This window comes from Serratia sp. DD3 (assembly GCF_000496755.2).
Genome location: NZ_AYKS02000112.1, coordinates 1 through 24,729 on the forward strand (window position 1 = coordinate 1; position 24,729 = coordinate 24,729).

Consider the following 24,729-nt stretch of genomic DNA (forward strand, 5'->3'; position numbering starts at 1 on the left):
CTACCATGCCGCCCCCCACCACCAGGACATCAACCTGTTTTTGCGAAGTTTTCATTTTCGTTATGCTTATTGATTCGTTGAGTGCCATGCCGCCCAAAATCCCCCGCATCATGCTGTCTAGCTGAGTATTGCTGGGGCTGCGTCATCGCGGTACGCGAACTTTAGTGTACCGGATCTGGCTTCGGGCCGCATGCTGCTTTCACGTCACTGGTCACAGCCGCATCAAATGATTACAATACCCCACCTATATACTCTGATTTATTGAGATCGCAGCCAGCACGGCTGTAGATTGAAGCAATCTGAGTATCTATGGCACATAACACATTTTTCTCTCTCCACGGGTAATGACAAGTCAATGACGAAAAAACTACATATCAAAACCTGGGGCTGCCAGATGAATGAGTATGACTCATCAAAAATGGCGGATTTACTGGGTAGCACACTGGGTTACCAACCAACCGAAAACGTTGAAGAGGCGGACCTGTTGCTGCTGAATACCTGTTCTATTCGCGAAAAGGCACAGGAGAAAGTTTTCGATATGTTAGGCCGCTGGAAGCGACTGAAAGAGAAGAAACCTGACCTGATTATTGGCGTGGGTGGCTGTGTTGCTTCACAAGAAGGCGCGCATATCCGCCAACGCGCACCCTGTGTCGATATTATCTTTGGCCCGCAGACCTTGCATCGTCTACCAGAGATGATCGCACAGGTGACTGGCACCCGTAGCCCGGTTATCGACATCAGCTTCCCGGAAATCGAAAAGTTCGATCGGTTACCCGAACCCCGCGCTGACGGCCCCACGGCGTTTGTTTCAATCATGGAAGGCTGCAATAAATACTGCACTTTTTGTGTTGTGCCTTATACCCGTGGTGAAGAAGTCAGCCGCCCATGCGATGACATCCTGTTCGAAATCGCCCAACTTGCGGCCCAAGGGGTACGCGAAGTCAACCTGCTGGGGCAGAACGTGAATGCTTATCGTGGTGCGACTTACGATGGCGATATCTGTTCGTTTGCTGAATTGCTGCGTCTGGTGGCGGCCATTGACGGTATTGACCGTCTGCGTTTTACCACCAGCCACCCAATAGAATTCACCGACGATATTATTGCGGTGTATGAAGATACCCCTGAGCTGGTGAGCTTCCTGCACCTGCCGGTACAAAGTGGTTCAGACCGCATCTTGACCATGATGAAACGTGCTCACACCGCGTTGGAATATAAGTCTATTATTCGCAAGCTGCGTAAAGCCCGGCCCAACATACAGATCAGTTCTGATTTCATCGTTGGCTTCCCAGGGGAGACTGCAGCCGACTTTGAACAAACCATGAACCTGATTGCCGACGTCAATTTTGATCTCAGCTACAGCTTTATCTACTCCTCACGCCCCGGAACACCGGCCGCGGATATGGTTGACGATGTCACCCTGGAAGAGAAAAAGCAGCGGCTCTATATTCTGCAAGAGCGCATTAACCAACAGGCGTTGCAGTTCAGCCGCCGTATGCTTGGCACTGAGCAACGCATTCTGGTGGAGGGAGTTTCCCGCAAGAGCGTGATGGATCTGGCTGGCCGCACCGAATGTAACCGGGTGGTCAACTTTGAGGGAACACCGGATTTAATTGGCCAGTTTGTTGATGTGGAAATTACCGAGGTACGCAGTAACTCGCTGCGCGGCGCGTTGGTCCGTACTGAACAACAGATGGCGTTACGGGTACATGAATCGCCGCAATCGGTGATCGCTCGTACCCGTAAAGAAGATGCTCTGGGTGTGGGCAGCTATCAGCCTTGATGCGGATTGGCGTCTATAGCCTCGCCGATTCAAGTTGCCGTTAGGCGGCCAAATGCGCCAGCAACTTGAATGGCAGTGAAACGAATAGACAACCTAGACGCTGCTGCCCAATACCGTCACTTTGCTATTTTTTACCAGGCAGATATTGCCTGGTCATTTTTTTTATTTTAATAAAGAGGCAATAATCTAATGCAACTGCCACACTGCCCGAAGTGCAACTCCGAATATACCTACCAGGATAACGACCTGTTCATCTGCCCCGAGTGCGCCTATGAGTGGAGCGACAACGCCAGCGCTGAAGATGCCGATACCCTGATTGTCAAAGATGCCAATGGCAATCTGCTCGCTGATGGTGATGCTGTGACGGTCATTAAAGACCTGAAAGTGAAAGGCAGCTCTTCCATGCTGAAAATTGGCACCAAAGTGAAAAACATCCGTCTGGTGGAGGGTGATCACAACATCGATTGTAAAATTGACGGTTTTGGCCCAATGAAGCTGAAATCGGAATTTGTGAAAAAGAACTAATCTGCTCTTCTGGGCCGAACGATTTGCCCGGATTGCATGTGTCACAGGTGTAAGGACTTGCACCTGTGCCACACGGCATGAATAATTCAAGGTATTCCCATCAAAGGGGATATACACTGAAATTAGATTAGATGACATTAACCAGGCCCAGAATGAGCCTTGAGGAATCGTTTGAACGTCGCAACACAAGAAATCCTGTTAGAGCCTGCAGATAACCAACGCTTGTTGAGCCTCTGTGGCCCGTTTGATGACAATATCAAACAACTCGAACGTCGGTTGGGGATTGAAATCAACCGGCGGGATAATCGCTTCAAGTTGGTCGGTAAAAACCTTTGTGTTGCTGCCGCAGCGGATATTCTGCGCCATCTGTATGTGGATACCGCACCGATTCGTGGCGTGACCCCAGATATCGATCCAGAGCAGATCCACTTGGCTATCAAAGAGAGCCGGGTACTGGAGCAGGTTGCCGAAAGCGTCCCAGATTATGGTAAAGCGGTTACCATCAAGACCAAACGTGGCATGGTAAAGCCCCGTACCCCCAATCAGGCGCAATATGTCGCCAATATTTTCGCTCATGACATCACTTTTGGTATTGGCCCTGCCGGTACCGGGAAGACCTATCTGGCGGTTGCCGCTGCGGTAGATGCCCTAGAGCGTCAAGAGATCCGCCGTATCCTGCTTACTCGCCCAGCAGTGGAAGCGGGTGAAAAACTTGGCTTCCTGCCTGGGGATCTCAGCCAGAAAGTTGATCCCTACCTGCGCCCCCTGTATGACGCCCTATTCGAAATGCTCGGCTTTGAACGAGTGGAAAAACTGATCGAACGGAATGTGATCGAAGTGGCCCCATTAGCTTATATGCGTGGCCGCACATTGAATGATGCCTTTATCATTCTGGATGAAAGCCAGAACACCAGCATCGAACAGATGAAAATGTTCCTGACGCGTATCGGTTTCAACTCGAAAGCGGTAATTACCGGTGATGTGACGCAAATCGATCTGCCACGTAACCAGAAATCTGGCCTGCGCCATGCGGTGGAAGTGCTCTCTGAAGTGGAAGAGATCAGTTTCAACTTTTTCCACAGTGAAGATGTGGTACGGCACCCGGTGGTCGCCCGCGTGGTGATCGCCTATGAAGCTTGGGAAGCCGCCGAACAGAAACGCAAAGATGCCCTCGCCGAGCAACGCAAACGTGATGCGTTAACCGCCCCCGGGCAGGAGATGCCATGAGCCCAGTGATCCTCGATTTACAACTGGCCTGTGACAACAGTGAAGGGCTACCCCTTGAAAACCAATTCCAGCGTTGGCTGGACGCGGTCTTGCCACAGTTTCAGGAACAGTCGGAAGTCACTATCCGCCTGGTGGATGAAGCGGAAAGCCAGCAGTTGAATCTCACTTATCGCGGCAAAGACCAACCCACCAATGTGCTGTCATTCCCGTTTGAAGCCCCGGCGGGAATCGAATTACCGCTGTTGGGGGACTTGGTTATTTGCCGTCAGGTGGTGGAACGGGAAGCCGTTGAACAACAAAAAACGCTGGAGGCCCATTGGGCACATATGGTTGTTCACGGTAGCCTTCATCTGCTAGGGTATGACCATATTGAAGATGAGCAAGCCGAAGAAATGGAATCTTTGGAAACCGAGATTATGCAGGAGATGGGCTACCCAGACCCTTACCTGGCGGAAAAAGATCCCATCTGATGTTAGCAAACAGCCCTTGCCCTGCATGGGAACTGTACTCAAAATAATTCGAGTTGCTTGCAGGCGGCAAGTCCGAAAGTCGCCAGGAGCATAGATAACTATGTGACTGGTGCGAACGAACGCAGCCAACACCCAATCAACTTGAAGAATGAAGAGTATGTTGCTAATTTTGATCCCTCTGACCTGAGTGATATTAACTAAAACGCCATGAGCGACGACCATTCACAAAGCAATGACAGCCCCAGTCCCAAAAAGGGGTTCTTTACTCTTATCCTTAACCATTTGTTCCATGGTGAACCTAAAAATCGTGACGATTTGGTTGAGCTGATCCGCGACTCTGAGCAAAACGAGCTGATTGATCCCGATACCCGTGACATGCTCGAAGGGGTGATGGATATCGCCGGGCAACGGGTACGTGACATCATGATCCCGCGTTCCCAGATGGTCACCGTAAAGCGTAACCAGACCCTTGAAGAGTGCCTGGACGTGATTATTGAATCTGCACACTCCCGCTTCCCGGTAGTCAGTGAAGACAAGGATCACATCGAAGGTATTCTGATGGCTAAGGATTTATTGCCGTTTATGCGCGCAGATTCCGAGCCATTCAGCATCGACAAGGTGTTGCGCCCTGCCGTTGTGGTCCCTGAGAGCAAACGGGTTGACCGGATGCTGAAAGAGTTCCGCTCCCAGCGTTATCATATGGCGATTGTCATTGATGAATTCGGTGGTGTTTCTGGCCTGGTCACCATTGAAGATATTCTGGAACTGATTGTGGGTGAAATCGAAGATGAATACGACGATGAGGAAGATCTCGATGTTCGCCAACTGAATCGCCACATGTTTACCGTGCGCGCTCTGGCCCCTATCGAAGATTTTAACGAAACATTTGGTACTCACTTCAGTGATGAGGAAGTTGACACCATTGGTGGTCTGGTGATGCAAGCCTTCGGTCACCTGCCTGCGCGGGGGGAAACCATCGAAATCGAAGGTTACTTGTTTAAAGTGACCATGGCCGACAGTCGACGTATCATCCAGGTTCATGTCAAAATTCCGGACGACTCGCCACCACCGAAACTGGAAGAATAAATCATTTATGGCTAAAGCCCCCTTACTTGAACGCCAGTGGGTTCGTACCCTGCTGGCGCTGTTGTCCGGTGCCTGCGGCACATTAGCATTCTCACCTTACGATATCTGGCCAGCGGCGATTGTTTCCCTGGTCGGTCTGTTAGCGATTACGCTTAATCGCACCACGAAACAGTCTGTTATGCTGGGCTTCTTCTGGGGCATGGGGCTGTTTGGCACTGGCGTGAACTGGGTCTATGTCAGCATTGCTGATTTCGGTGGTATGCCCTTTGCCATCAATCTCTTTCTGGTGGTACTGCTGGCCGCCTATCTCTCACTCTACACCGGGCTATTCGCTGGGCTCTTGACCCGTATCTGGCCACAGACCAGTTGGTGGAAACTGGCCATTGCCGCCCCAGCCGTATGGCAACTGACCGAGTTCCTGCGCGGTTGGGTGCTCACTGGCTTCCCCTGGTTGCAATTTGGCTATAGCCAGATTGATGGTCCGCTGCAAGGTATCGCGCCATTGCTGGGCGTGGATGCCATCACCTTAATTTTAATGTCTCTCAGTGGGCTACTGGTTTTTGCCATTAACCAGCGGCGCATTACCCCTGGGGTGATTGCGCTGGCAATGTTACTGCTGCCCTGGCCACTGCGCCAGTTGCAGTGGTTTACCCCACTGCCGGAGAAGGCGGTGAATATCGCCATGGTGCAAGGCAATATCGAACAATCGCTGAAATGGGACCCCAGTGCGTTGCAAAATACGCTGCAAACCTATCTGGATGAGAGCAGGCCCTATATCGGTAAAGCCCCCATTATCATCTGGCCGGAGTCCGCCATTCCGGATGTGGAAAGCAACCAACATGGCTTTCTGACCATGCTTGATGAGATGATGCGAGCTAACAACAGCAGCCTGATCACCGGGATTGTCGATGTCCGCGCCACACCACAGGGCAGAGAGATCTTCAACAGTGTGATCGTCCTTGGGGAAGAGGAACCCTACCGTTACCCCGCCAGCAATCGTTACGACAAACACCATCTGGTGCCCTTTGGTGAATTTGTACCGCTGGAAACTCTGCTGCGGCCATTAGCGCCACTTTTTGATTTGCCAATGTCCTCATTCAGCCGTGGTAATTATGTGCAGCCACCGTTGAGTGTGCGCGGTTACAACCTGACTGCGGCCATCTGCTATGAAATTGTGCTGGGTCAACAAGTACGGGATAATTTGCATCCAGATACCCATTTCCTGCTGACCATCTCGAATGATGCCTGGTTCGGCAACTCTATTGGCCCATGGCAGCACTTCCAAATGGCGCGGATGCGAGCACTGGAATTAGGCCGGCCGTTGCTACGCGCCACCAATAACGGCATTACTGCAGCGATTGGGCCGACAGGTGAAGTACAGGCTTCCATCCCACAATTCACCCGAAGCGTGCTGGAAGTGACGGTCACCCCCACCAGCGGGATCACCCCTTACGCGCGTTTTGGTTCAGCCCCCATTTGGCTGATCAGTGCGCTGTTAGGTGCTATTGCCCTGGTCGCTCGTTGGCGCCGCAAATAACCTTCCACTCTTAAGCACGGCGCCTTGCCGTGCTTTTCTCACCACGCCTTAACATTTCATGGCGCCGATTTTTGGCATGTTCCTTGCTTTAATAAAATCATATCCAAATCCAGGTTATCGCCAGTTAGCCGCTAAGGTCCGGCAGCACAGCCCCCTGAATAGCCCGAAAGAACGTGGATATATGCACAACTCCAGCGTATTACGCGCACTTTACTGGTGTGCAGTGGGTTTATTGCATTAATTTGGTGCGTGTGATGTCGCAAAAAACAAAACAATTTAATTACATTATATTTACATTGAGCTATTTTTTAGCGGTTTCATACGCTAAATAACTCAAACCTCGAATAGTCGCTTTAGCTCAACACTCCCTGAGTACAGACTATTACAACAACAAAGGAGTTAAACCATGCAACTACGTAAATTGGCGTTATCGTTACTGTTTATCGGTATGGCGGGTAGCGTAGCCCATGCGGAAGAATTGACCGGTACACTAAAGAAAATCAACGATAACGGCGTGATTGTTGTCGGCCACCGTGAGTCTTCGGTCCCCTTCTCTTACTATGATAATCAACAGCAAGTGGTCGGCTACTCCCAGGACTATTCCAACCAAATTATTGATGCCATCAAGAAGAAATTGAACCAACCCAATCTGCAGGTGAAAATGATCCCCATCACCTCGCAGAATCGTATCCCATTGTTACAAAACGGGACTTACGACTTTGAGTGTGGTTCGACGACCAACAACCTTGAGCGCCAACAACAAGCCACATTCTCCAACACCATTTTTATTGTCGGCACTCGTCTGCTAGCGAAGAAAGACTCCGATATCAAAGACTTTAAAGACCTGGCGGGTAAAACCGTGGTGGTCACTTCGGGGACAACGTCTGAAGTCCTGCTCAACAAACTCAATGACAACGGGCAGATGAAAATGCGCATCATCAGTGCCAAAGATCATGGTGACTCTTTCCGTACCTTGGAAAGCGGCCGTGCAGTGGCATTCATGATGGACGACGCCCTACTTGCAGGCGAACGGGCCAAAGCCAAGCAGCCTGACCAGTGGGAAATCACCGGCACTGCGCAATCCAGAGAAGCCTATGGCTGTATGATGCGCAAAGATGACCCGCAATTTAAACAATTGATTGATGAGACCATCAGCCAAGTTCAAACCTCGGGTCAGGCTATACAATGGTTTGATACCTGGTTCAAACAACCTATCCCACCGAAAAACCTCAACTTGAACTTCGCACTGTCTGATGACATGAAGCAATTGTTCAAAGAGCCGAATGACAAAGCATTAAATTAATAATAATAAGGCCAGTATCACTGGCCATGTTGATGGCTGACTGAGGGCAGACAGAAATGCGGGGGGTAGTTCCCCTCCCGCATTGCTCCAGACAAGTTCAGGGTCTCATACGCAAAAAACAACCTGACCCGTGCGTGTGAGCTACCGCCGAACCCCCATCATGCTCGATGTTTAATGGAGTTTGTTATGTCAATTGATTGGAACTGGGGTATCTTCTTGCAGCCGGCCCCCTTCGGCAATACCACCTATCTGGGCTGGATGTGGTCCGGTTTTCAGGTCACGATCGCCCTCTCCCTGTGTGCCTGGATGATTGCTTTCTTTGTGGGATCACTGTTTGGCATCTTGCGCACCGTGCCTAACCGTTTCCTTTCCTCGCTGGGTACCTGTTATGTAGAGCTATTTCGTAACGTACCGCTGATCGTCCAATTTTTCACCTGGTATCTGGTGATCCCCGAACTGCTGCCGACAGAGATCGGTATGTGGTTCAAAATGGAGCTGGATCCCAACGTTCAGTTCTTTGTCTCCTCCATGCTGTGCCTTGGCTTGTTTACTGCGGCACGCGTCTGTGAACAAGTACGTGCAGCCATTCAATCACTGCCCCGTGGTCAGCAGGCTGCAGGGTTAGCCATGGGGCTGACATTGCCACAAACCTATCGCTATGTGCTATTGCCCAATGCTTACCGGATCATTGTGCCGCCGATGACCTCCGAAATGTTGAACCTGGTAAAAAACTCTGCCATCGCCTCCACTATCGGTTTGGTGGATATGGCGGCGCAAGCAGGCAAACTGCTCGATTACTCAGCTCATGCGTATGAATCATTTACTGCTATCACCTTGGCCTATGTCGCTATCAACGCTGTCATTATGCTGTTGATGCGTCTGGTGGAGAAGAGAGTGCAGTTACCTGGCAATATGGGGAGCAAGTAATGTATCAATTTGATTGGGGATCGATTGTCCCAAACCTCCCTTACCTGCTGCAGGGCCTGGGGATCACGCTGAAAATCACCGTGGTCGCCATCGTATTTGGCATTCTCTGGGGTACCGTGCTCGCGGTTATGCGCTTGTCACCGATCAAACCCCTCAGTTGGTTTGCGGCGCTGTATGTCAACCTGTTTCGCTCTGTCCCGCTAGTGATGGTATTGCTGTGGTTCTACCTGGTGGTTCCCAGCTTCTTACAACAGGTCCTTGGTTTATCACCAAAAAACGATATTCGCCTGATCTCGGCGATGGTCGCCTTTTCGTTGTTTGAAGCGGCTTATTACTCGGAAATTATTCGGGCAGGTATCGAAAGCGTTTCACGCGGCCAATCTGCTGCTTCACTGGCGTTGGGGATGACCCGCTGGCAATCAATGCAACTGGTGATCTTGCCACAAGCTTTCCGTGCCATGGTCCCCCTACTCTTGACGCAAGGAATTGTACTTTTCCAGGATACCTCACTGGTTTATGTGTTGAGCCTGGCTGACTTCTTCCGCACGGCCACCAATATTGGTGAGCGTGACGGTACGCGGGTAGAAATGGTGCTGTTCGCCGGTTTTGTCTATTTTATTATCAGTCTGGCCGCTTCGGCACTGGTAAGCTATTTGAAGAAAAGGACAGTTTGATGATATCCCTGAAAAATGTTTCCAAGTGGTACGGTCAGTTTCGGGTGTTGACCGATTGCACCACTGAAGTCAAAAAAGGTGAAGTGGTGGTGGTTTGTGGTCCTTCTGGTTCAGGCAAATCCACCCTGATTAAAACAGTTAACGGGCTAGAACTGATCCAACAAGGGGATATTCTGGTTAATGGCATACAAGTTAACGACAAGAAGACCAATCTGGCACAATTACGTTCCAAGGTGGGCATGGTATTCCAGCATTTCGAACTGTTCCCCCACTTATCGATCATTGAAAACCTGACACTGGCACAAGTCAAAGTTCTCAAGCGAGACAAAGCTGCATCGCGGGAAAAAGGCCTGAAATTACTGGAGCGAGTCGGCCTGTCCGCCCATGCCAATAAGTTCCCTGGTCAACTTTCCGGTGGTCAACAACAGCGCGTGGCCATTGCTCGCGCACTATGTATGGACCCTATCGCCATGCTGTTTGATGAACCGACCTCGGCCCTTGATCCTGAAATGATCAATGAAGTGCTGGATGTAATGGTGGAACTGGCGCAAGAAGGGATGACCATGATGGTGGTTACCCACGAGATGGGCTTTGCCCGTAAGGTGGCTCACCGGGTGATCTTTATGGATGAAGGCAAGATTGTCGAAGATCGCAATAAAGATGACTTCTTCAACAACCCCACCTCCGAACGCGCCAGAGACTTCCTGGCCAAAATTTTACATTAATGCGGCTACCCACCACTGCTGCAAGCCCGGCGTACCATCAAGGTTCAAAGGGCTTGCGCTGGAACTGGTCATGCCCACATTTAGGGCAGCGGGGTAAAATCTCCGGGGTATAGAAGGCAAGGTGATAGTGGCATTTTTCACAAACCAGATTGCCTAGCCCAACCACTTCACCACTGTGATAGACCCCATGGTGGCTGACATCCTTGAACACCTCACGCCATTCCAACTGCGTTTTGTCAGTGATATCGGCCAGTTCCTGCCATAGACTCTCTTTGATCACCCGCATAAAGACACTGTCAGTAAAGGCCTCACGACTCTCTTCATAACTACGGGCAAACTCCTCCAAGTCGCGTCGTACTGCCAGAACCAGTTGATCCACCTCATGACGGGTCAACTCCTCCACCTCATTGAGGTATTTTTCGGCACTGGCCACCAACTCATCAATATCACGTTCGCCATTCTTTAGGCGTTCTGTCAATGATGCAACCAACTCACGATAGTATTGAGTAACTTTGCTCATAGCCTCTCCCGGGTCAATGACTGTGACAAGCGTGTTCTCTTAAGCTACCTGTTATTATTCTAGCCGTAAATCACTGATTGCAATTTGACCTGCTGCGAGATCTGCAGATTGTGAGTGATATCATGGCAAGTAAAATAAACCCATCGTCATTGCGTGCTAGGGATACTATCTATCCCATCGCAGATACTTGAATCGGGAACGCTTAGTGTTGTTGTCAAGCAGCCTTATCAGCTATGCTATGCGGATCTATCAGATATGCCCGTTATCTTTCAAATTTCATCGAGCATAGACAAATAAATGCTACGGATGTAGCTGTTAAACACCTACAGGACCACTGGCCACCATGCAAGAGCAATATCGCCCCGAAGAGATAGAATCAACCGTACAACTTCACTGGCAACAGAAACAGACATTCAAGGTTACCGAAGACGCAAGCAAGGAAAAGTATTACTGCCTATCCATGTTGCCATACCCTTCGGGTCGTTTGCATATGGGCCATGTGCGTAACTACACCATCGGCGATGTGATCTCCCGTTACCAGCGGATGCTGGGTAAAAATGTGCTGCAGCCGATTGGCTGGGATGCCTTTGGTCTACCCGCGGAAGGGGCCGCAGTAAAAAATAATACCGCGCCTGCACCCTGGACCTATGACAACATCGAATATATGAAGAACCAGCTTAAATTGCTGGGCTTCGGCTATGACTGGGATCGTGAAATTGCCACCTGTAAGCCTGACTATTACCGTTGGGAACAGTGGTTCTTCACCAAACTGTATGAAAAAGGCATGGTTTATAAAAAAACCTCTGCGGTGAACTGGTGCCCACATGATCTCACCGTATTGGCCAACGAGCAGGTGATTGACGGCTGCTGCTGGCGCTGCGACACCAAAGTTGAACGTAAAGAGATCCCGCAATGGTTTATCAAGATCACCGCTTATGCTGATCAACTGCTCAACGACCTGGACACACTGGAAAGTTGGCCTGAGCAGGTAAAAACCATGCAGCGTAACTGGATTGGCCGTTCTGAAGGGGTGGAAATTACCTTTGACGTCACCGATAGCGATGAAAAAGTGACCGTCTATACCACCCGCCCGGATACGTTTATCGGGGCAACCTATTTGGCGGTGGCTGCTGGCCACCCGCTGGCACAGCTAGGTGCAACAAATAACCCCGCCCTGAACGCCTTTATTGATGAATGCCGTAATACCAAGGTTGCCGAAGCGGACATGGCGGTGATGGAGAAGAAAGGCATGGCCACGGGCCTGTTTGCCATCCATCCTCTCAACGGTGAAAAGCTGCCTATCTGGGTTGCCAACTTTGTGTTGATGGAATATGGCACCGGAGCGGTGATGGCAGTTCCCGCTCACGATCAACGCGACTGGGAATTTGCCACTAAATACCAATTGCCGATCAAGCCGGTGATACTGAATCTCGATGGCAGCCAGCCCGATATCAGCACCGAGGCAATGACCGAGAAAGGCGCTCTGTTCAATTCAGGTGAATTTGATGGTCTGGATCATCAAGCCGGGTTTAATGCCATTGCAGATAAACTGGTGATGCAGGGAGTCGGCCAACGTAAGGTCAACTACCGCCTGCGCGATTGGGGCGTTTCCCGCCAGCGTTACTGGGGAGCGCCGATCCCGATGGTCACACTGGAAGATGGTACAGTGATGCCAACCCCAGAAGACCAACTGCCGGTGATCCTGCCGGAAGATGTGGTGATGGATGGTATTACCAGCCCAATCAAAGCAGATCCGCAATGGGCGAAAACCACCGTTAACGGTCAACCCGCGTTGCGTGAAACCGATACCTTCGACACCTTTATGGAGTCTTCCTGGTATTACGCGCGTTATACCTGCCCACAATATGACCAAGGGATGTTAGATCCTGCCGCCGCCAACTACTGGCTGCCTGTGGATCAGTATGTGGGGGGGATCGAACATGCCATCATGCACCTGATGTATTTCCGTTTCTTCCACAAGTTGATGCGTGACGCCGGGCTGGTGGATTCAGACGAGCCAGCCAAGCGCCTCTTGTGCCAAGGTATGGTGCTGGCTGATGCCTTTTACTACAGCGGTAGTAATGGTGAGCGCATTTGGGTCTCCCCGGTTGACGCCATTGTTGAACGTGACGAAAAGGGGCGTATTGTCAACGCCACCGACTCACAAGGCCATCAATTGGTTTATGCTGGCATGAGCAAAATGTCGAAGTCGAAAAATAACGGCATCGACCCACAAGTCATGGTGGAAAAATACGGTGCGGATACCGTTCGTCTGTTTATGATGTTCGCTTCTCCGGCTGAAATGACCCTGGAATGGCAGGAGTCAGGTGTAGAAGGGGCGAATCGCTTCCTGAAGCGCGTATGGAAACTGGCTTACGATCACCTGGAGCAAGGTGCGGTTCAGCCACTGAATGTCGCTGCGCTGAATGAAGATCAGAAAGCGTTACGCCGTGATGTGCATAAAACCATCGCAAAAGTGACCGATGATATTGGCCGCCGCCAGACCTTTAACACCGCCATTGCCGCAGTAATGGAGTTAATGAATAAACTGGGCCGTGCACCACAAGAAACCGCGCAGGATCGTGCTTTGCTGCAGGAAGCGTTGCTGGCGGTAGTGCGGATGCTCTATCCATTTACCCCGCATATCTGCTTTACCTTGTGGCAAGCGTTAAACGGTACCGGTGATGTGGATACTGCACCCTGGCCGGTAGCAGAAGACGCCGCGATGGTAGAAGACTCCAAGTTGGTGGTGGTACAAGTTAACGGCAAAGTCCGTGCGAAAATTACCGTACCCGCTGACGCCACTGAAGATCAAGTCCGTGAACAGGCCGCAAAGGAACATTTGGTGGCCAAGTATCTGGAAGGGGTTACAGTGCGTAAAGTGGTTTATGTTCCAGGCAAATTGCTTAACCTGGTTGTGGGTTAACACAAGGAGACTTTGTGCAACATCGCATTCTAACGTTATTACTGGGGTTAGCGGTGCTGGTCACCGCCGGTTGTGGGTTTCATTTGCGTGGCAACACCCAGGTGCCCACGGAATTGCATACCCTGATCCTGGACAGCTACGATCCCTTTGGTCCACTGACTCGGGCAGTGCGTGAGCAATTACGTCTTAGCGGTACTAATGTGGTCAAATATGATCCGGCCCAAAAAGAGGTTCCTTCTTTACGTATCGTGAGTTCGACACAAAGCCAAGACACGGTGTCAATCTTTCAGGATGGTAAAACAGCGGAATTTCAAATGGTGATGACGGTTCAGGCGCAGGTGTTGCTGCCTGGGCATGACCTCTATCCGATCAACGTCAAGGTCTTCCGCACATTCTTTGATAACCCATTAACCGCACTGGCGAAAGATTCTGAGCAGGAGATAATCCTGCAGGAAATGCGCCGACAGGCCGCGCAACAAATTCTGCGTAAATTCCAGTCGGTGATCCAAGCCGCCCAATTAAGCGAGCAGCAAAAGGCCGTTGATATGAGTAAAAAAACGGCTATGGATAAAAAAACGGTAAGTGCTAACGCACCATGATGCGTATCTATCCTGAACAACTTGCCGCGCAACTCCGAGAGGGGTTGCGCGCTTGTTATTTATTGAGTGGCAATGAACCGTTGCTGCTGCAGGAAAGTCAGGATTTAGTCCGCCAGGCTGCCCAACAACAGCAGTTTAGCGAACATTACTCAATAACTCTGGATGCCCAAACCGATTGGGATGCCATCTTCAGCATCTGCCAAGCGATGAGTCTGTTTTCCAGCCGGCAAACCCTGCAATTGACCTTGCCAGACAACGGCCTAACCGCGGTGATGGCTGAACATTTAACCAAACTGGCCAGTTTGCTACATCAGGATATCCTGTTGGTACTGCGCGGCCCGCGTTTGACTAAAGCACAAGAAAACAGCGCCTGGTTCAAAGCCGTTAGCCCTAATGGGGTTTTAGTCAGTTGCCAGACGCCAGAGCAGGCACAACTCCCCCGTTGGGTAACACAGCGGGCCAAATCGATGTCGCTTGAGCTGGATGATGCCGCGAATCAACTGCTGTGCTACTGCTATGAAGGCAATCTTTTGGCACTCGCTCAAGCGTTGGAAAGACTGGCGTTACTGCACCCTGATGGCAAACTGACTTTGCCTCGAGTGGAGCAAGCCGTGAACGATGCGGCTCATTTCAGCCCATTCCACTGGCTGGATGCGCTGCTGGCGGGCAAAAGTAAACGTGCCTGGCATATTCTCCAGCAATTGCAACAAGAAGATATTGAGCCGGTGATCCTGCTGCGAACCTTGCAACGGGAGCTATTAACATTACTCACGTTGCAGCGTCGGATGGCAACCACTCCACTGCGTACCCTGTTTGATCAGCAAAAAGTCTGGCAAAACCGCCGTAACCTGATCACCCAAGCATTGCAACGCCTGTCTAGCCAGCAATTACAGCAGGCCGTGCACCTGCTGGCAAAAATCGAAGTTCTGCTTAAACAAGAGTACAGCCAATCGGTGTGGTCAGAGCTGGAAACCTTGTCGATGTTGCTGTGCGGTAAACCGTTACCCACGAGTTTCGCCGATGCCCACTAACCAGCCGTTACACGCACTGACCTTACATGCTCTGTTTGGTGGCACTTTTGACCCGATCCACTACGGCCATCTGCGCCCGGTGGAAGCCTTGGCAAACGAGGTGGGACTGCAGCAGGTGACTCTGCTACCCAATCATGTGCCGCCACATCGCCCACAGCCGGAAGCCAACCCGCAACAGCGGTTAGCCATGGTCAAGCTGGCGATAGCGGATCACCCGTTGTTCACCGTGGATGAGCGCGAATTACAGCGTACAACACCTTCTTACACCATCGATACGTTAGAAATGATACGTAAAGAACGTGGCGCTGCATTACCTCTGGCATTTATCATCGGTCAGGATTCATTGCTGTCTTTGCATAAGTGGCATCGCTGGCAAGATCTGCTGAATGTCTGCCATCTGTTAGTATTAGCTCGCCCTGGCTACCAGCAGCAAATGGACAGTACCGAGCTACAAGGCTGGTTGGAGCAACACCAGATTAGTGATCCGACCTTGCTCAGCCAGCAACCCAGTGGCTATATCTACCGGGCGAATACCCCATTACTGGAGATATCTGCCACCGAAATACGCCAACGTCTTCATCAGGGCATGGGTTGTGATGCTCTATTACCGCACTCGGTGCTGCGTTATATCGAGTTACAGGGTTTATATCGCTAGGCCGCATGCTATACTGCCCCGCTATTTTTCGGGTATCCACTGAAGCCTCCGCAGACCGTTGTCAAGGTCATGCTCAACCCGCTTTCAGTGAAATCCAGCCGACACCACCATGATTCGCGCTATTATTAAGCAGCCGGATAAACAGAACATCCTCAAGGGGGAACCTTTGCAAGGCAAAACGCTCCAAGATTTCGTGATTGATAAAATCGATGATCTAAAAGGTCAGGATATTATCTCCCTGGATGTCCAGGGCAAATCCAGTATCACCGACTGCATGATCATTTGCACGGGCACTTCTACCCGCCATGTCATGTCAATCGCCGAATATATCGTGCAGGAAGCTCGTGCTGCAGGTATAGAATTGTATGGTATGAAAGGCCGGGAAGCTTCCGACTGGGTCGTGGTCGATCTGGGTGAGGTGATCGTGCATGTGATGCAAGAAGAGAGCCGCCGCCTATACGAACTGGAAAAGCTCTGGAGTTAACTGGTGAAACTGCAATTGGTTGCAGTCGGTACTAAAATGCCAGACTGGGTGCAGATTGGTTTTATGGATTATCTGTCTCGCTTCCCGAAAGATATGCCACTTGAGCTGACCGAAATCCCGGCAGGTAAACGCGGAAAAAATGCGGATATCAAACGCATTTTGGACAAGGAAGGTGAGCAGATGCTAGCAGCAGTCGGTAAAGGTAACCGCATTGTCACGCTGGATATCCCAGGTTCGCCCTGGGAAACGCCTCAGTTGGCGCAACAGCTTGAACGATGGAAGCAGGATGGCCGTAACGTCAGCCTGTTAATCGGTGGTCCTGAGGGATTGTCACCGGCCTGTAAATCAGCGGCGGAACAAAGCTGGTCGCTCTCGCCATTGACGTTGCCACATCCTTTAGTGCGAATACTGGTTGCCGAAAGTCTCTACCGTGCCTGGAGTATTACGACCAATCATCCTTACCACCGCGAATGATCGCAGGTGGCTGTAACCGAGTAAAATGACCGCCATAGAGTGAAATAAAGCAACGGGATGAAAATAGAACGTAACCCTTTTCGCGACTATACTGCGGAAGCTGCCCTGTTTGTACGCCGTGCCCTGGTGGCACTGCTGGCTATTCTGATCATGACAGGCATCCTGATTGCCAATATGTATAACCTGCAAATCGTTCGCTTTGAGGATTATCGCACTCGCTCCAACGAAAACCGCATCAAGCTGGTCCCTATCGCTCCCAGTCGTGGCATGATTTATGACCGCAACGGTACTCCACTGGCACTGAACCGTACCATTTACCAGTTGGAGCTAATGCCAGAGAAAATCGACGATCTGAAAGCCACCTTGCAGGAATTACGTCCGGTGGTCGATCTGACCGATGAGGATATCGCCAACTTTGAAAAAGAGCGCAAGCGTTCACGTCGTTTCGTCTCCATTCCGGTAAAAACAGCGCTTAGCGAGGTTCAGGTCGCCCGTTTTGCGGTCAATCAATTCCGTTTCCCAGGGGTTGAAGTCAAAGGCTATCAACGCCGCTACTACCCTTATGGCTCCGCGCTCACTCATGTTATCGGTTACGTATCAAAAATTAATGACCGGGATGTCGAACGCCTGGATAAAGACGGCAAACTGGCTAACTATGCCGCCACCCATGATATCGGGAAATTGGGTATTGAACGTTTCTATGAGGATACCCTGCACGGCAAAACCGGCTATGAAGAAGTCGAGGTCAATAACCGTGGCCGAGTGATCCGTCAATTGCATGAACAACCGCCGGTTGCTGGTCAGGATATTTATCTGACACTGGATCTCAACCTGCAGCGCTATATTGAACAATTACTGGTAGGCAGCCGTGCTGCGGTGGTGGTTAGCGATCCACGTACCGGCAGTATTTTGGCGATGGTTTCCAACCCCAGCTATGATCCCAACCTGTTTGTGGATGGTATCTCCAGCAAGGATTACCAGGGGTTACTCGATGATCCAAACCGCCCACTGATCAACCGCACCACACAAGGTATCTACCCCCCTGCTTCGACAGTGAAACCTTATATTGCTGTCTCAGCGCTCAGCGCTGGGGTCATTACCAAAAATACCGTGGTTTTTGATCCTGGTTGGTGGCAATTACCGGGTTCAGAAAAACGTTTCCGTGACTGGAAAAAGTGGGGGCATGGCCGCCTTAATGTCACCAAAGCCATCGAAGAATCTGCGGATACCTTCTTCTACCAGGTGGCTTATGATATGGGCATTGATCGGTTATCGAGCTGGTTAAGCAAATTCGGTTACGGTGACTACACCGGCATTGATCTTGCTGAAGAGCGCGCCGGCCTGATGCCAACACGTGAGTGGAAACTCAAACGATTTAAAAAACCCTGGTATCAGGGTGACACCATTCCGGTGGGGATTGGTCAAGGTTACTGGACGGCAACCCCGATCCAGATGTCAAAAGCACTGAATACCCTGATTAACGATGGTAATGTCATTATTCCGCATCTGTTACAGAGCACCAGAGTCAATGGTGCATTAGTACCGTTCCGTCAGGAAGAACATAAACAGATCGGTGATGTTCGTTCTGGTTACTGGGAAATCGTCAAAGATGGTATGTATGGCGTCGCCAATCGGCCTAATGGTACGGCACGTAAATACTTTGAAGGCGCCCCCTATAAAGCGGCAGCAAAATCCGGTACGGCACAGGTATTCGGCTATGAAACCTATAATGCTCACAAGCTCGCGGAGCATCTACGTGACCATAAATTAATGACCGCCTTTGCGCCATTCGATAACCCAACCGTGTCGGTCGCCGTCATCCTAGAAAATGGAGGAGCTGGTCCAGCGGTGGGGACCATTACTCGCCAGATCCTCGACCACATTTTGTTGGGCGACAATAACACGCAATTACCCGATGCTGCGCCACTGCCACCGGGTGTAGAAGGTGATTAAGGTATAACATGACTGAAAGCCAACAAAAAAACTCTATCTGGACCAAAATCCATATTGACCCGCTAATGCTGTTATTTATTCTGGCCTTGCTGGTTTACAGTGCCTGTGTGATATGGAGTGCTAGTGGCCAGGACATGGGGATGATGGAGCGTAAAGTCGGTCAGATGCTGATGGGGTTGGTCATTATGGGCGTGATGGCCCAGATCCCACCACGAGTTTATGAAAATTGGGCGATTTATCTGTATATTTTCAGTGTGATCCTACTGGTACTAGTGGATGCGTTCGGTCAGATCAGTAAAGGTGCACAACGTTGGCTGGATCTCGGTTTTGTCCGTTTCCAACCCTCAGAGATTGCTAAAATTGCCGTGCCATTAATGGTGGCGCGCTTTATGAACCGCGATGTCTGCCCCCCTTCTTTAAAACATACCGCTATCGCGTTAGTGCTGATTTTCCTGCCTACCTTACTGGTTGCCGCACAACCCGATCTGGGAACGTCAATTTTGATTGCCGCTTCAGGTCTGTTTGTGCTGTTTTTATCCGGGATGAGCTGGAAGCTGATTGGCGTTGCAGTGATCCTGGTAGGCGCTTTTATTCCTGTACTGTGGTTTTTCCTGATGCATGACTATCAGCGGGACCGCGTGATGATGCTACTCGATCCAGAGAGCGACCCTCTCGGGGCCGGCTACCATATTATCCAATCGAAAATCGCCATTGGTTCTGGTGGTCTTTTCGGTAAAGGCTGGTTGCACGGTACCCAGTCCCAACTGGAGTTTCTGCCTGAACGCCATACTGATTTCATCTTCGCAGTCTTGGCCGAAGAACTTGGGCTAATGGGTGTTCTGCTACTGATAGGGCTGTATCTGCTGGTCATTATCCGTGGGCTGGTGATCGCCGCACAAGCACAGACCACCTTCGGCCGTGTAATGGTTGGTGGGCTGATGCTGATCTTGTTTGTCTATGTATTTGTTAACATTGGCATGGTGAGTGGTATTTTACCGGTAGTTGGCGTACCTTTGCCTTTAGTGAGTTATGGGGGGTCAGCACTGATTGTCCTTATGGCTGGGTTCGGCATTGTCATGTCGATCCACACACACCGAAAAATGCTGTCTAAAAATTTATAGGGGGTCGTTAATGCGTAAGGAGTGGCTTTGGGGTGGCGCTGTTGCCGTTGCAGTATTACTTTCAGCCTGTACCACCACAACAGAACCAACACAGGCGCCCTATAATGGCCAAGCAACTGAAATCGGTGGTGCCGAACCGCATTATGAGCCTTATAACCCGCGGAATATGCAAGATTATACGGTAAATGGCACCACCTATCAGATTATAAAAGATCCGCAAAATTTCTCACAAACCGGTCTGGCGGCCTGGTATGGTGAAGAAGCCAGTGGTAATACCACCGCCATTGGTGAGCAATTTGATCCCAATGCATTAACGGCAGCGCACCCTACATTGCCAATTCCGAGTTATGTCCGCGTCACCAATCTGGCTAATGGCCGGCAACTGGTGGTACGTGTTAATGATCGTGGCCCTTATACCCCAGGGCGCATTATCGATCTGTCGAAAGCCGCCGCCGACCGCCTCAACCTGTCGAATAAGACCAAAGTGCAAGTGGACTTTATCAGCGTGGCTCAGGATGGCACATTAAGCGGCCCGGGGACGGTAGGTACCACGGTGGCTAAACAGAGTTATGCACTCCCCGCACGCCCAGAGCTCAGCTCTGGTAGCATGGGCACCCCCATACAGAAGGATGTTTCCGTCCCCCCGGAGGCTAACGTCAGGCCCATTGACAACAGCAGCCTAAACATTGATGAGGCGAGTCCAACCCCATCGGCTGACAGCAGCCCCCGTCAGGGCGGTTTTATTGGTGCACCTAGCCCCTTGCCGACCGGCGTGCTGGAAGGTTCTGAACCTCAACCAGCAGCCCCTACTGCCAGTGTTTCCAACGTTGCCCCTGCAGTGGTAACCCACGCGGAAACGAGTGCCAGTGGCCACTTTGTCGTACAGGTTGGGGCACTGAGCAATGCGGAACGTGCACAGAGTTGGCAACAACAATTGAGCCAACAGTTTGGCGTTCCCGGCAAAGTCGAAGCCAATGGCAGTGTCTATCGTGTGCAATTAGGCCCATTCAGCAATCGCCAACAGGCCGAACAATTGCAACAACGTCTGACCGATGAGGCGCAACAGCAATCCTTTATTGCTGCCGTGCCTTAAGTCAATTGTCAGGTTCATTCCGGTTGCTGCCCTCAGTCAGCAGCTTTAATGAACCTGGATAGAGGCCCGCCGTACCGATGTCTGAAACATTTTCTTGCAGGTAAATGTGTGTAAACCCGCTGCTGTCAAATGAATGTCTAATGCCTGTCCGAGTCCCATCTGCTATAGTATGGCTCGTTTTATCACTTACTTTTACGGATGTTGTCGTCCTGATCATGAAACATGTAACTTCTTTCCGCTTAATCAAGAGCCTAACCCTCGGCGCAGTTATCGCGATAAGTGCAGCGCCAGTTGCCCAGGCTGATGATACTAATATTCAAACCATGATCCCCGGTGTACCGCAAATTGATGCGGAAGCTTACATCTTGATCGATTACAACTCCGGTAAAGTATTAGCGGAATCAAACGCTGACACTCGCCGTGATCCCGCCAGCCTGACCAAAATGATGACCAGCTATGTCATCGGGCAGGCATTGAAATCTGGCAAGATTGGCCAGGAAGATCTGGTTACTATCGGCCCAGATGCTTGGGCAACCGGCAACCCGGTGTTCAAAGGCTCCTCGCTGATGTTTCTGAAACCCGGTGATCGTGTGCCAGTTTCCAAACTGACGCGCGGCATCAACTTGCAGTCCGGTAATGATGCCTGCGTGGCGATGGCTAACTACGTCGCCGGTAGCCAGGATGCGTTCGTTAACCTGATGAATACCTACGTCAAACAATTCGGTCTGCAGAATACACATTTCCAGACAGTGCATGGCCTGGATGCCCAGGGGCAATACAGTTCAGCCCGCGATATGGCGTTGATCGGCCAAGCCTTGATCCGCGATGTTCCGGATGAATATGCCATTTACAAAGAAAAAGAGTTCACCTTTAACAATATTCGCCAATTAAACCGTAACGGTCTGTTGTGGGATACCAGCCTGAACGTTGATGGTATTAAAACCGGCCATACCGATGCCGCTGGTTATAACCTGGTCGCTTCGGCAACAGAAGGTGAAATGCGGCTGATTTCTGTCGTGCTGGGTGGGCGTACTTATAAAGGCCGTGAGGCCGAAAGTAAAAAATTGCTGACCTGGGGCTTCCGCTTCTTTGAAACGGTTGCACCATTAAAAGCAGGGAAAGAGTTTGCTTCAGAGCCGGTCTGGTTCGGTGATGCTGACCGCGTAGAGTTGGGTGTCGACAAAGATGCTTACCTGACCATCCCACGCGGCCGCATGAAAGACCTTAAAGCCAGCTATGTACTCAACACCCCGGAAATTCATGCTCCGCTGGCAAAAAACCAGGTGGTTGGCACTATCAACTTCCAGTTAGATGGCAAAACCATCGATCAGCGCCCCTTAGTGGTTCTGAAGGAAGTGAAAGAAGGGGGTATCTTCAGTCGTCTATTTGATTATATCCGCTTGATGTTCCATCACTGGTTCGGCTAACCCTTGAAACCGGGTATTACAGCCCCATATTTGATTTAACATCAGCTCCCGCTCCGGCGGGAGTTATGATTTATACAATAACCACACCTGGAGCGCCTTTCTAATGCAAAAGACTAAACTAAATGAACTACTCGAATTCCCCTGCTCCTTTACCTATAAGGTGATGGGGCTGGCCCAGCCTGAATTGGTCGACCAAGTGGTTGAAGTGGTACAACGCCATGCGCCGGGGGATTATAACCCGCAAGTTAAACCCAGCAGCAAAGGCAATTATCACTCGGTTTCTATCACCATTAACGCCACGCATATCGAGCAGGTAGAAACGTTATACGAAGAGTTGGGTAACATTGACATTGTTCGCATGGTGCTGTAACCCTTCGACTCCACCAGCCTTTACCGCACGCCTTATAGGTATAGGCAACCGTCCCCATGGGGATAACTGCTAGTCGCGGAGCGGTGTGCCCGCTATAATGCTCTACCACTTGTGTAACTTGATGATGCCACGTTTGCAACATAACAAGATCATTCTGCGCCAATTGGGGTTACAGCCCTATCAGCCGGTATCCCAAGCCATGCACTGCTTTACTGATAATCGCAGTGACACCACGCTGGACGAACTCTGGCTGGTTCAGCATCACCCGGTATTTACCCAAGGCCAGGCAGGTAAAACAGAACATCTCCTGACACCGGGTGACATTCTGGTGATTCAGAGTGACCGTGGTGGGCAGGTGACCTACCATGGCCCAGGCCAACAAGTGCTCTATGTAATGATCGATCTAAAACGCAATAAAATGGGCGTTCGACAATTGGTTACCGCGCTGGAACAAACGGTGATCAATACGCTGGCTCACTTCAACATTGAGTCACGTGCCCGACCTGATGCACCCGGTGTTTACGTTGGCGAAGAGAAAATTTGCTCACTGGGTTTACGCATCCGCAAAGGTTGCTCCTTTCATGGTCTGGCTTTGAACGTCGCCATGGATCTTTCCCCATTCCAACGCATTAACCCCTGTGGTTATGCGGGAATGAAAATGACACAAGTGAGCACACTTGCCCCAGGAATCGGCATCACCGATGTACACCCTATCCTGATACAACAATTTGTTCATTTACTCGGCTACCAGACAGTCGAGCTTGGTGACTGGAACCTGCACAATTATGAGTAAACCAATTCAGATGGAACGCGGCGTCAAATACCGCGATGCAGACAAAATGGCGTTGATCCCAGTGAAAACGGTGGTCGCCGAACGGCAGGAGCTGTTACGCAAACCCGAGTGGATGAGAATAAAACTCCCCGCCGACTCTACCCGTATTCAAGGTATCAAGGCGGCAATGCGTAAAAATGGTCTACATTCGGTATGTGAAGAGGCTTCTTGCCCCAACCTGGCTGAATGTTTTAACCACGGTACCGCCACCTTTATGATCCTCGGGGCAATCTGTACCCGCCGCTGTCCGTTCTGTGATGTTGCTCATGGCCGCCCTATGGCTCCCGATGCTAACGAACCAGAAAAACTGGCACAAACCATTGCTGACATGGCTCTGCGTTATGTGGTGATTACCTCGGTTGACCGTGATGACCTACGTGACGGTGGCGCACAACATTTTGCTGACTGCATTACTGCCATTCGTGCTAAAAGCCCAACCATCAGAATTGAAACCCTGGTACCTGATTTCCGTGGCCGGATGGATCGCGCACTGGAGATTCTTACCGCTACCCCACCTGATGTTTTTAACCACAACCTGGAAAACGTCCCGCGCCTTTATCGTCAGGTGCGTCCGGGGGCCGATTACGGATGGTCGCTGAAATTATTGGAGCGCTTTAAGCAAACCCATCCCGATATCCCCACCAAATCGGGCCTGATGGTTGGCTTGGGGGAAACCAATGCAGAGATCATCGAAGTAATGCACGACTTGCGCCGCCATGGGGTAACCATGCTGACGTTAGGGCAATATCTACAGCCCAGCCGCCACCATCTACCGGTACAACGCTATGTCAGCCCGGCAGAATTTGATGAAATGAAACAAGAAGCCATGGCGATGGGGTTCACTCATGCCGCCTGTGGTCCGTTTGTCCGCTCTTCCTACCATGCTGACTTGCAGGCCAAAGGGCTTGAAGTTAAATAAAAAATTACTTTTTGTTACGCTTCAACGAACAAATGCAAAAACGGGTGCCAAACAGCACCCGTTTTTATCAA

Annotated in this window: 24 protein-coding genes; 23 read left to right on the plus strand and 1 reads right to left on the minus strand. The window is 50.7% G+C overall.

Annotated elements, in window-relative coordinates; genetic code table 11:
- Positions 1-355: 355 nt before the first annotated feature.
- From miaB to IO95_RS20705, 10 genes are all read left to right on the plus strand, one after another.
- Positions 356-1,780 (plus strand): tRNA (N6-isopentenyl adenosine(37)-C2)-methylthiotransferase MiaB, encoded by a 1,425-nt coding sequence (miaB, locus tag IO95_RS20660; protein WP_023490625.1) that lies wholly within the window; start codon positions 356-358, stop codon positions 1,778-1,780.
- A 189-nt stretch (positions 1,781-1,969) separates the two neighbouring features.
- Entirely contained in the window at positions 1,970-2,305 is a 336-nt protein-coding gene (locus IO95_RS20665) for a zinc ribbon domain-containing protein YjdM (protein WP_023490624.1), read from the plus strand.
- 171 nt (positions 2,306-2,476) lie between these two features.
- Positions 2,477-3,532: a PhoH family protein gene (locus IO95_RS20670; RefSeq protein ID WP_023490623.1), complete on the plus strand. Its 1,056-nt coding sequence runs from the start codon at positions 2,477-2,479 to the stop codon at positions 3,530-3,532.
- Entirely contained in the window at positions 3,529-4,002 is a 474-nt protein-coding gene (gene ybeY, locus IO95_RS20675; protein WP_023490622.1) for an rRNA maturation RNase YbeY, read from the plus strand. The genes IO95_RS20670 and ybeY overlap by 4 nt, the downstream gene beginning before the upstream one ends.
- Before the next feature lie 207 nt (positions 4,003-4,209).
- Positions 4,210-5,088 (plus strand): CNNM family magnesium/cobalt transport protein CorC, encoded by an 879-nt coding sequence (gene corC, locus IO95_RS20680; protein WP_023490621.1) that lies wholly within the window; start codon positions 4,210-4,212, stop codon positions 5,086-5,088.
- Between the two features lie 7 nt (positions 5,089-5,095).
- Positions 5,096-6,625 (plus strand): apolipoprotein N-acyltransferase, encoded by a 1,530-nt coding sequence (gene lnt, locus IO95_RS20685; protein ID WP_023490620.1) that lies wholly within the window; start codon positions 5,096-5,098, stop codon positions 6,623-6,625.
- Positions 6,626-7,031: 406 nt separating this feature from the next.
- Entirely contained in the window at positions 7,032-7,928 is an 897-nt protein-coding gene (locus IO95_RS20690) for an amino acid ABC transporter substrate-binding protein (RefSeq protein WP_023490619.1), read from the plus strand.
- Between the two features lie 186 nt (positions 7,929-8,114).
- A complete protein-coding gene (locus IO95_RS20695) occupies positions 8,115-8,855 on the plus strand; it encodes an amino acid ABC transporter permease (RefSeq protein WP_023490618.1) in 741 nt (246 codons plus the stop codon).
- Positions 8,855-9,529 (plus strand): glutamate/aspartate ABC transporter permease GltK, encoded by a 675-nt coding sequence (gene gltK, locus IO95_RS20700; RefSeq protein WP_023490617.1) that lies wholly within the window; start codon positions 8,855-8,857, stop codon positions 9,527-9,529. The genes IO95_RS20695 and gltK overlap by 1 nt, the downstream gene beginning before the upstream one ends.
- The gene (locus IO95_RS20705; protein WP_023490616.1) at positions 9,529-10,254 is read left to right on the plus strand and encodes an amino acid ABC transporter ATP-binding protein; all 726 of its coding nucleotides are present in this window, start codon (positions 9,529-9,531) and stop codon (positions 10,252-10,254) included. The genes gltK and IO95_RS20705 overlap by 1 nt, the downstream gene beginning before the upstream one ends.
- 37 nt (positions 10,255-10,291) lie before the next feature.
- Here the strand turns inward: IO95_RS20705 and IO95_RS20710 are convergent, their stop codons facing one another.
- A complete protein-coding gene (locus IO95_RS20710; protein WP_023490615.1) occupies positions 10,292-10,774 on the minus strand; it encodes a zinc ribbon-containing protein in 483 nt (160 codons plus the stop codon).
- A gap of 343 nt (positions 10,775-11,117) precedes the next feature.
- On the opposite strand from IO95_RS20710, the gene leuS reads away from it, so the two are divergent.
- The 13 genes from leuS (at position 11,118) to lipA (ending at position 24,658) form a co-directional block, all read left to right on the plus strand.
- On the plus strand, positions 11,118-13,700 hold the full coding sequence (leuS, locus tag IO95_RS20715; protein ID WP_023490224.1) for a leucine--tRNA ligase: 2,583 nt from the start codon (positions 11,118-11,120) through the stop codon (positions 13,698-13,700).
- Positions 13,701-13,714: 14 nt separating this feature from the next.
- Complete coding sequence (gene lptE, locus IO95_RS20720) at positions 13,715-14,299, plus strand: LPS assembly lipoprotein LptE (protein ID WP_023490225.1); 585 nt, start codon at positions 13,715-13,717, stop codon at positions 14,297-14,299.
- Positions 14,296-15,330, plus strand: coding sequence for a DNA polymerase III subunit delta (gene holA, locus IO95_RS20725; protein WP_023490226.1), 1,035 nt, complete (start codon positions 14,296-14,298; stop codon positions 15,328-15,330). Before lptE ends, holA begins: the two co-directional genes overlap by 4 nt.
- Entirely contained in the window at positions 15,320-15,985 is a 666-nt protein-coding gene (nadD, locus tag IO95_RS20730) for a nicotinate-nucleotide adenylyltransferase (protein ID WP_023490227.1), read from the plus strand. Before holA ends, nadD begins: the two co-directional genes overlap by 11 nt.
- Positions 15,986-16,151: 166 nt before the next feature.
- Entirely contained in the window at positions 16,152-16,469 is a 318-nt protein-coding gene (gene rsfS, locus IO95_RS20735; RefSeq protein ID WP_037387077.1) for a ribosome silencing factor, read from the plus strand.
- A gap of 3 nt (positions 16,470-16,472) precedes the next feature.
- The gene (gene rlmH, locus IO95_RS20740) at positions 16,473-16,943 is read left to right on the plus strand and encodes a 23S rRNA (pseudouridine(1915)-N(3))-methyltransferase RlmH (protein WP_023490229.1); all 471 of its coding nucleotides are present in this window, start codon (positions 16,473-16,475) and stop codon (positions 16,941-16,943) included.
- Positions 16,944-17,000: 57 nt separating this feature from the next.
- A complete protein-coding gene (mrdA, locus tag IO95_RS20745) occupies positions 17,001-18,896 on the plus strand; it encodes a peptidoglycan DD-transpeptidase MrdA (RefSeq protein ID WP_023490230.1) in 1,896 nt (631 codons plus the stop codon).
- Positions 18,897-18,904: 8 nt separating this feature from the next.
- The gene (gene mrdB / locus IO95_RS20750; protein WP_023490231.1) at positions 18,905-20,017 is read left to right on the plus strand and encodes a peptidoglycan glycosyltransferase MrdB; all 1,113 of its coding nucleotides are present in this window, start codon (positions 18,905-18,907) and stop codon (positions 20,015-20,017) included.
- Positions 20,018-20,027: 10 nt separating this feature from the next.
- Entirely contained in the window at positions 20,028-21,110 is a 1,083-nt protein-coding gene (gene rlpA, locus IO95_RS20755; RefSeq protein WP_023490232.1) for an endolytic peptidoglycan transglycosylase RlpA, read from the plus strand.
- Between the two features lie 215 nt (positions 21,111-21,325).
- Positions 21,326-22,537, plus strand: a complete 1,212-nt coding sequence (gene dacA, locus IO95_RS20765; protein ID WP_023490233.1) for a D-alanyl-D-alanine carboxypeptidase DacA — start codon at positions 21,326-21,328, stop codon at positions 22,535-22,537.
- Positions 22,538-22,640: 103 nt separating this feature from the next.
- Positions 22,641-22,907: a DUF493 family protein YbeD gene (gene ybeD / locus IO95_RS20770; RefSeq protein WP_023490234.1), complete on the plus strand. Its 267-nt coding sequence runs from the start codon at positions 22,641-22,643 to the stop codon at positions 22,905-22,907.
- Positions 22,908-23,028: 121 nt separating this feature from the next.
- On the plus strand, positions 23,029-23,700 hold the full coding sequence (lipB, locus tag IO95_RS20775; protein ID WP_023490235.1) for a lipoyl(octanoyl) transferase LipB: 672 nt from the start codon (positions 23,029-23,031) through the stop codon (positions 23,698-23,700).
- Positions 23,693-24,658 carry a lipoyl synthase gene (gene lipA / locus IO95_RS20780; RefSeq protein WP_023490236.1) on the plus strand — a complete coding sequence of 322 codons (966 nt, stop codon included), beginning with the start codon at positions 23,693-23,695 and terminating at the stop codon, positions 24,656-24,658. Before lipB ends, lipA begins: the two co-directional genes overlap by 8 nt.
- The last annotated feature ends 71 nt before the right edge of the window (positions 24,659-24,729 follow it).

Excerpts from the sequence above, each read along its gene's own strand:
- miaB (WP_023490625.1), top strand. The coding sequence starts at position 356 with ATGACGAAAAAACTACATATCAAAACCTGGGGCTGCCAGATGAATGAG.
- IO95_RS20665 (WP_023490624.1), top strand. The coding sequence starts at position 1,970 with ATGCAACTGCCACACTGCCCGAAGTGCAACTCCGAATATACCTACCAG.
- ybeY (WP_023490622.1), top strand. The coding sequence starts at position 3,529 with ATGAGCCCAGTGATCCTCGATTTACAACTGGCCTGTGACAACAGTGAA.
- corC (WP_023490621.1), top strand. The coding sequence starts at position 4,210 with ATGAGCGACGACCATTCACAAAGCAATGACAGCCCCAGTCCCAAAAAG.
- lnt (WP_023490620.1), top strand. The coding sequence starts at position 5,096 with ATGGCTAAAGCCCCCTTACTTGAACGCCAGTGGGTTCGTACCCTGCTG.
- IO95_RS20690 (WP_023490619.1), top strand. The coding sequence starts at position 7,032 with ATGCAACTACGTAAATTGGCGTTATCGTTACTGTTTATCGGTATGGCG.
- IO95_RS20695 (WP_023490618.1), top strand. The coding sequence starts at position 8,115 with ATGTCAATTGATTGGAACTGGGGTATCTTCTTGCAGCCGGCCCCCTTC.
- gltK (WP_023490617.1), top strand. The coding sequence starts at position 8,855 with ATGTATCAATTTGATTGGGGATCGATTGTCCCAAACCTCCCTTACCTG.
- IO95_RS20705 (WP_023490616.1), top strand. The coding sequence starts at position 9,529 with ATGATATCCCTGAAAAATGTTTCCAAGTGGTACGGTCAGTTTCGGGTG.
- IO95_RS20710 (WP_023490615.1), bottom strand. The coding sequence starts at position 10,774 with ATGAGCAAAGTTACTCAATACTATCGTGAGTTGGTTGCATCATTGACA.
- leuS (WP_023490224.1), top strand. The coding sequence starts at position 11,118 with ATGCAAGAGCAATATCGCCCCGAAGAGATAGAATCAACCGTACAACTT.
- holA (WP_023490226.1), top strand. The coding sequence starts at position 14,296 with ATGATGCGTATCTATCCTGAACAACTTGCCGCGCAACTCCGAGAGGGG.
- nadD (WP_023490227.1), top strand. The coding sequence starts at position 15,320 with ATGCCCACTAACCAGCCGTTACACGCACTGACCTTACATGCTCTGTTT.
- mrdA (WP_023490230.1), top strand. The coding sequence starts at position 17,001 with ATGAAAATAGAACGTAACCCTTTTCGCGACTATACTGCGGAAGCTGCC.
- mrdB (WP_023490231.1), top strand. The coding sequence starts at position 18,905 with ATGACTGAAAGCCAACAAAAAAACTCTATCTGGACCAAAATCCATATT.
- rlpA (WP_023490232.1), top strand. The coding sequence starts at position 20,028 with ATGCGTAAGGAGTGGCTTTGGGGTGGCGCTGTTGCCGTTGCAGTATTA.
- dacA (WP_023490233.1), top strand. The coding sequence starts at position 21,326 with ATGAAACATGTAACTTCTTTCCGCTTAATCAAGAGCCTAACCCTCGGC.
- ybeD (WP_023490234.1), top strand. The coding sequence starts at position 22,641 with ATGCAAAAGACTAAACTAAATGAACTACTCGAATTCCCCTGCTCCTTT.
- lipB (WP_023490235.1), top strand. The coding sequence starts at position 23,029 with ATGATGCCACGTTTGCAACATAACAAGATCATTCTGCGCCAATTGGGG.
- lipA (WP_023490236.1), top strand. The coding sequence starts at position 23,693 with ATGAGTAAACCAATTCAGATGGAACGCGGCGTCAAATACCGCGATGCA.